The organism is Wolbachia pipientis, assembly GCF_023661085.1.
In the GTDB taxonomy this organism is placed as follows: Bacteria; Pseudomonadota; Alphaproteobacteria; order Rickettsiales; family Anaplasmataceae; genus Wolbachia.
Window position 1 is genome coordinate 1 of record NZ_JAHDJT010000067.1, and the last position, 7,096, is coordinate 7,096.

A 7,096-nucleotide genomic window follows, 5' to 3' on the forward strand; every position below is an offset into this window, starting at 1 on the left:
TGTGAATATTTACTATTCCTTCCCTTAAGTTAATTATTGAGTATCTATCAAGTAGCTTAACAGCATTCCACACCCTTTTCTCGTCTTCTGCTATTGCCTTGGAAAAAATTTCTTCTATACAAATATCATTAGAATCAAGGTAGGCCATTATTACTAGAATGCCCAATGCTTCCGGTCCAAATTTTTTTTGCACTATAACATCAATTGTAATTTTCCAAGCTATGAACGTTACTTTAGCATAACGATCACTTTTATATTCGGGCTTAAAGTCAAGTAGCTTCTCTGCTATCTTTTCATACTTTTTCAGATAGTCACTAACTCTAATTCCTTTTCTACCCCTACAGCTAAATGCAATATTTTCTTCACTAATATATGTCACCGCTAGTTTCAAAGTCAATTGGGAATATTGTAGTTCCTGTGCCAGTTTTTTTATTTCCTTATTCTGTAAATTGTTTTCTATGTTCAAAGCACTTTTAACAAATTTTAAAGCCTCTATTTCATCAAATTCATCTAATTCTTCTATATTTCCTTCTTCTTTCGCTTTCGTTTTTTTGTCATGAGAAGCATAAGGTTTCTTGTGGGACCTTTGCCCGTTATCTCGTGCTGTTACTGCTACATATATTCCATTTATTGTTTCACTATTTTCATACAGCAGTTTATATATCTCTTTCATAGTCTCTTCGGTTCCTTTATAACTATTACTTATTTCATCTAGGCTCTCTTTCATCCCACTCAAAGTCCTGGGAAATTGCTCAATTTTTTCAAAAAACTTCTCACCTTCTTCTGGTGTGAGAAAACGCCCTCTTTTATCCTTCATCCAGTTTGACATCATTGTGGAAAGGGCATTGAAAACAAAGTCATCATCACCAAAGTATTTGAACTTTTCGGCCAAGTTATTGCTTACCTCATCTCTGATTAACTTTTCTAACTCAACACCATTGGGCAAATTCACTACAAATACTAGTTCATTCAAAAAGCCTTTTACTTATTCATCACTTACTTCCCTACCTTCAGCACTTATTCCTTGCTTTAAGTATTGAACAATACTATTACGTAAGTATCTAAGCTTATATTTTACACTATTGCCTATATTCAGAAACTCATTCTGTGTTTCTATTTTTTCAACTGTAACTCCCTTGCTTGCTAGACTTTCACGGTCAAAATCAGCATTTATAACAGTAAAAAAATCCTTTATTTTGTTCTTGAATTCTTCATTACCTTGAATTTTTAAAAAGGCAGCAAAGTGTTTTGCTAAGTTAAGTTCACCACTTTTTGTCAGTAAGTCACTTATACAGATCTTCCGGTTGCCGTCTTGTTTATGTTTAACTTGTATAAGCATATACACTGTTGTCCCATTTCGCTCATACCGGAAAACAATATCGTCAAAACCTGCAGCAGAACTCATTTCTGTAGCTAAGCGGAAAAAGTACTTTTCTATCCACTGCACGTCTAAAAAACAGCATTAGCAACAATTTTTGATAGTCGATACCATGGATAAAGTGTTTTGTCCCTCCAGTAGAATAATATTCAGACATCCTAAGCCTCACGTAATTTTAAAAATAGTACCCATAAATGGTAAAAAAGTAATAAACATTGATATGCAGATACCTTAGCGTGAACTTGGAAATACTGCAAGATGTGTGTCAAAACAAATCCTCTTAGGCTGCATTAAATGCTTCAGGTAGAGGTCGTCCATAAATACCGAATGACCTTACCCAGAAAAAGGCACACACATTGAGCAAAAATGGGCTAACAGGTCGGACTTGAGTTATGTTAAACAGTATACGGACGGAATGGGATTCGAACCCATGGTACGCTCATCACGTACGTCAGTTTTCAAGACTGGTGCCTTAAACCACTCGGCCATCCGTCCACTTCTTTTTTATCACAACATTTGATTCCAAGCAATCTATAAAAATTTCACTTGCCCACACAGAAGTTATTGAATATATCATCCAATACTTCTTCAACACTAATAACCCCAGTTACCGCACCAAGTTCAATTGCTGCAAGCCTTAAGTCTTCGGATATTAGTTCAATTGGATTGTCTATATTAAAACACCGTAAATGTTCTATGGCTCTCTGCATGCAATTTCTGTGTCTTTGCCGAGTAATCAAAGGAGCGTCTCTATCGCAGCCAAATTTTTCTTCTACTTTTTCTTTAATCACAGAGATCAGCTTCTCTGTGCCTATTCCTTTCAAAATAGAAAGAGGTAAAAAATCTATGTTGTTAATTCTTATGTTGTGATTATCGGTGGTATCGTCAGCTTTGCTCAGCACGTAAATGGTGTCACTATTTGTAACACTGCAATTGATATTGTGACGCTGTTTAAAAGGAAATAATTCTATTCTTAAATCAGCTTCACAAGACTTTTTTCTCGCACGACTTATGCCTTCTGATTCTACCGGATCTGAACTCTCACGAATTCCAGCAGTGTCAGAAAGGATGATCGGATATCCGCCAATGTCAATATGAGCTTCAAGTACGTCCCTTGTTGTGCCTGCATATTCAGAAACAATAGCAATATCACGTTTGGCAAGGAAATTAAATAGCGTTGATTTACCAACATTTGGCTCGCCAGTTATCACAATATGTAAACCTTCACGCAATCTTTCACCACGTCTATTATCATCTAGGTGATCTTGTATTGACTGCACGAGAACTTGCACTTCATTACTGACTTTTTCCAGTTCATTTCTTTCTGTTGCAATATCCTCTGGAAAGTCTATATATGCCTCGACTCTAGATTGCATTGCTATCAATTTCTGTCTCCAACCACTGTATAGCCTCTCCAATTCTCCTGACATCTGCCTAATTGCTTGTTTAGCTTGCATTTTTGTCTCAGCATCAATCAAGTCTGCAATTCCTTCTATCTGTGTTAAGTCAAACTTGCCGTTTAGAAAGGCTCTAAGTGAGAATTCCCCAGGCTTAGCCATGACAAAGACTTTTGATAATTCCTCCAAGATAATCTTTATAACTGCTTTGCTTCCATGCACTTGCAATTCTATAACATCTTCGCCGGTAAAGCTGTTTAGAGCAGGAAAATAAATGACTATTCCATTGTCAATCAATTGACCTGAATTATCATATAGATCAACTAAAGTAGCAAATCTAGGTTTGATGTCTTTTTTAATATAAAAATGATTTAAAGCCTTAAGCGCGTGACTACCTGAAATCCTGATTACTGCAATTCCTGACTTACCAAATACGGTTGATAAAGCAAAAATAGTTTCACCTGTGCTTGTCATACATAAACTAGTTTATTTCTCAACAATGCTACACTTAAGAAACCAAAACACCTAATTTGAAAGCGCTCAAAATTTTTATTCATTTTACTAATTTGTATTAACGTAGCACTACTGTGTTAATAAATCAAAAACACCTATGAATATATTAGATAAAAAAATTTACAAAAGTCACCTATTGGCTAGTATTGACTTAATATTTATTATAGAATTGATCATTAACTAAACAATCTTGCTTATGCGTAAAATACTAATTTTATTGTTGATAATATTGCCAATTAAGTTGCTTGCGGTTGAGATTGAAATTATTGCAGATGTAAATGGTGAACCAATTTCAAATTTAGATATTGAAAAACGCGTTAATCTGATCAATTCACTGTTTCACACTCAAAGCGGAAAGGAGCTAAGGCTTCAAATTCTGAGGCAGCTAATAGACGAAATTATCATTATCAATGAGGCGCAAAGGTTAAATATAAAATTGAGTGATGAAGAGTTAAATGATGCCATCGCGTCATTTCTAACTCAAAACTTTAAAATTAAGGATGATGAAATTGCTCAATATATAAAAGAACATGATATAGACCTTGACATTTTAAAAAAACAAATAAAATGTCAGCTTTTGTGGGGCAAAATTATTGAAATGAGAATCGTGCCATTTATCAATATAAGCAACAAGGAAGTAAATGATGCAAAAGGGCAAATAGAAAAGCCAGACTATCTTATCACGTTCCAAGAGTTTATAGTTCCTAGCCAAGAGAGTGAGAATGTTTATAGTATAGCTGAAGATTTAGCGAAAAAATTACGCAACAGTAATAATGACTTTATTCCAGAACCTCCAATAAAGATGCGTAAAGCAACAGTTAATTTAAATCAATTGAAAGGCAACCTCAAGAGCGCTTTAGAAGGACTAGAAACTGGTGACATAGCAGGTCCAGTCAGCCTTAGCGAAGGTTACTCTATTGTAAAAGTAATAGATAAGGTACAACTCGATCATGCACTACTGGAAAGCACTTTAAAATTAAAACAGGTCGTGGTTAAAAGTTCTGAAAGTTCATTAGATGATCTCAAAGAGCAGAAAGTTAATTGTTTAAATTTTGATAAATTGGCAGATAATCTCAAGTTGCCAAATGCAAAAGAATTTGAAATAAAAATGCGGGATTTAAACCCTGATTTACAGGCTTTATTCAGTAAAACAGAGGTAAATGAAATAGTAGAATTCAGAGAAAATAGCACTGCCAGGTTAATGATGTTGTGTGATATCAAAAGCAATACGGCAGATACAGAAGCTATTAAACAGCAGATATACCAACAAAAGATTATGATACAAAGCAACTTACTACTGGATGATATGCGTAAAAATGCAGTTGTCAGTTATCGATATAGTTAACCGGAACTAGGGCTTCCGAGCGGACATATCACTTGTGTGAGTACACAGTTTTGCCGGATACAATAGTGCGCACTACGTGGCCTTTTACTTTGCGCCCATCAAAAGGAGAATTTTTTGATTTACTAGCAAAGTTGTCAATTTTAATTTCCCATTCGCAATTTAGATCAACTAAAATTAAGTCTGCGGTAAGGTTTTTTTGTATACGACCACGTGGTACGTGTATTATATCCGCAGGTTTATATGTTAATTTTGCAAGTACGTCAAATAGGCTCATTTGCCCACTGTGGTAAAGTTCAAGTGAAAGAGGCAGCATTGTCTCAAGACCTACGATACCAAATGCAGCGTTCTCAAGTGGCAGATCTTTGGAACTACGATCATGTGGCGCGTGATCAGTTGCAATGCAATCAATCACACCTGTTTTTAAACCTTCAATCATAGCCAATCGATCTTCTTCGGTGCGAAGTGGTGGATTCATTTTTGCAATTGCTCCATGTTGTTTCACTATATCTTCAGTTAAAGTAAAGTGATGAGGCGTTACTTCGCATGTGACATTCAGTCCTAAGTCTTTTGCACATTTAATAGCGTCGAGTGAATCTTTTGCAGAAACGTGTAAAATGTGATAGTGCACGTTTTCCATATCTTTCATGAGCAGTATATCGCGACTTACCATGACCGACTCCGAAGCACTTAAAATTCCCTTTACTCCCAATTCCTCAGAAATCTTACCTTCATTGATTGCACCACCTGCTGATAAATTTAAATCTTCCGCATGCTGAGCAATCGGAACACTCAGCATACTTGAATAAAGTAGCGCCTGCCTCATAATCATTGGATTCATAACCGGCATACCATCGTCAGTAAATCCAACTGCACCTGCTTCCTTTAAAAGTGCCATTTCAGTCAACTTTTCTTCTGAAGTGGTGATTTTAGCGTAAAATTCAACGTTTACATGTGAAGTTTCAAGCGCTCTATATTTCAAATATTGAGCCAAAACAACGCTATCAATTGCCGGAGCAGTGTTAGGCTGGCAAACCACAGTCGTAACGCCTCCGGCAGCCGCAGATTTGCTACCTGTGTGTATAGTTTCCTTATGCTCCTGGCCTGGTTCACGAAAATGCACGTGAATGTCAATAAGACCTGGCATGAGAATAAGTCCTTCACAGTCTATTGTCTCGTCAATCTCACTTGGAACTCCATTTGAAAATAACGACTCACCAAAATCAACTATTGTACTCCCTTCGGTTAACAGTGAACCTCTTATATCGAGTTTAGTTTCTGGATCGATAATGCGAGCATTTGTATATGCAATTTTGTAGCCCTCTTTCTGCCCTGTTTGCAATAAATTCCAAGTTTTAGTCATTAAATCGCAGCGTTGATTATGAAGTAAATCTAAGTTTTTTTTTAATAAAACACAACCAAATTAAGATGCGAACTATGTAGCTAAAGATCTCGGATTACCTTAATTCAGGCCATGAGGTGTTACAAGTTATGTAACACCTTTGCAATGAAGAGTGTTATAGATCCGCTATTGGCAATTCATTACCTCGAAAACCATCCACTCGTAGTTTATTCGAGTTATTCTCATTTGCACCAAATTTTGTGTCTGGTTTGATTGATTGGCCTAGGTCATTATTAAGTTTTATGCTTGATGTACCTAACAAGCCCTTTTGCTTCTCTCTTTCGCTCTTAATTCCCTGGTAGATGCAGAAGCCAATAAAACTAATTGCTGCTACAGCGATAACACTTGCTACGACACAACAAGTCAGCATTATTTTTTCTTGATCTGCTACTGTTTCTGTAAGTGTTTCCACTTTTTCTTGCAGACCGTTTAGATGCTCTTGCATACGTTGAAACTGCTCAGTACCAATCTTTTCTTCTAATGCACTAAATACCTTTTTAAACTGCTCAACGTCGATCTTTTGAGCTTCTTGCCATTCTTTTAATGCAATAAATACCTCTTCAAACTGTTTAGCATCAATCTTTTGAGCTTCTTGGAATTCTTTTAACGCACTAAACACCTTTTGAAACTGCTCAGCATCCATCTTTTGAAGTTTTTCTAGTGCTTCTATTGCCGATTCATTAGAACCGAAAAAAAAATCATGAAACCAATTTGTTGACATTTTTACCCTCTAGCTAATTAATATATTATAATTTTACATTCCCAATGGTTAAATTATTATTAAATTAGCTGTTTATAAAATGTAAAGATCCTTGCACCAGGAAACGTCATTATGACCAACCCTTTGATCATCGATTTTCTGTCCCTGAGCAAGGTATTCACCTCCATTTTTAATAAAATCAACATCACATGATTGGAACATATCTCTTAATTCATGGTTAAAAGTAAGCTGAGCAATGTTCTGCTCAAAAAAATATGATTTATCAGGTTTGGAATAGAGTATTGCACACATCGTGTCTTTATCGGGTCTAGCTTGGATTAGTTCCTCAATCTTTTCTTTATCT

The 7,096-nt window shown here is 35.8% G+C and carries 6 protein-coding genes, 1 tRNA gene and 1 pseudogene; 1 reads left to right on the forward strand and 7 read right to left on the reverse strand.

The window, feature by feature from the left end:
• The 4 genes and pseudogenes from DM84_RS03755 to mnmE form a co-directional block, all read right to left on the reverse strand.
• Positions 1–952 (reverse strand): annotated as a pseudogene (locus tag DM84_RS03755) (hypothetical protein); the annotation flags it as partial.
• Positions 953–985: 33 nt separating this feature from the next.
• Positions 986–1,405 (reverse strand): hypothetical protein, encoded by a 420-nt coding sequence (locus DM84_RS03760; protein WP_250778404.1) that lies wholly within the window; start codon positions 1,403–1,405, stop codon positions 986–988.
• Positions 1,406–1,785: 380 nt separating this feature from the next.
• Positions 1,786–1,873, reverse strand: a tRNA-Ser gene (locus tag DM84_RS03765).
• 47 nt (positions 1,874–1,920) lie between these two features.
• The gene (gene mnmE / locus DM84_RS03770; protein WP_250778405.1) at positions 1,921–3,249 is read right to left on the reverse strand and encodes a tRNA uridine-5-carboxymethylaminomethyl(34) synthesis GTPase MnmE; all 1,329 of its coding nucleotides are present in this window, start codon (positions 3,247–3,249) and stop codon (positions 1,921–1,923) included.
• 235 nt (positions 3,250–3,484) lie between these two features.
• Here mnmE and DM84_RS03775 point away from each other — a divergent pair, with 235 nt between their 5' ends.
• Positions 3,485–4,633, forward strand: a complete 1,149-nt coding sequence (locus tag DM84_RS03775; protein ID WP_250778406.1) for a SurA N-terminal domain-containing protein — start codon at positions 3,485–3,487, stop codon at positions 4,631–4,633.
• A 28-nt stretch (positions 4,634–4,661) separates the two neighbouring features.
• On the opposite strand, the gene DM84_RS03780 is transcribed toward DM84_RS03775, so the two are convergent.
• The 3 genes from DM84_RS03780 to DM84_RS03790 form a co-directional block, all read right to left on the reverse strand.
• Positions 4,662–5,993 carry a dihydroorotase gene (locus DM84_RS03780; RefSeq protein ID WP_250778407.1) on the reverse strand — a complete coding sequence of 444 codons (1,332 nt, stop codon included), beginning with the start codon at positions 5,991–5,993 and terminating at the stop codon, positions 4,662–4,664.
• Positions 5,994–6,147: 154 nt separating this feature from the next.
• Positions 6,148–6,753 (reverse strand): hypothetical protein, encoded by a 606-nt coding sequence (locus DM84_RS03785; protein ID WP_250778408.1) that lies wholly within the window; start codon positions 6,751–6,753, stop codon positions 6,148–6,150.
• 72 nt (positions 6,754–6,825) lie between these two features.
• The coding region (locus tag DM84_RS03790; protein WP_250778409.1) for a hypothetical protein at positions 6,826–7,096 on the reverse strand (271 nt) is incomplete at its 5' end.

Coding starts and splice junctions, on each gene's coding strand:
- DM84_RS03760 (WP_250778404.1), bottom strand. CDS start 1,405: ATGAGTTCTGCTGCAGGTTTTGACGATATTGTTTTCCGGTATGAGCGA.
- mnmE (WP_250778405.1), bottom strand. CDS start 3,249: ATGACAAGCACAGGTGAAACTATTTTTGCTTTATCAACCGTATTTGGT.
- DM84_RS03775 (WP_250778406.1), top strand. CDS start 3,485: ATGCGTAAAATACTAATTTTATTGTTGATAATATTGCCAATTAAGTTG.
- DM84_RS03780 (WP_250778407.1), bottom strand. CDS start 5,993: ATGACTAAAACTTGGAATTTATTGCAAACAGGGCAGAAAGAGGGCTAC.
- DM84_RS03785 (WP_250778408.1), bottom strand. CDS start 6,753: ATGTCAACAAATTGGTTTCATGATTTTTTTTTCGGTTCTAATGAATCG.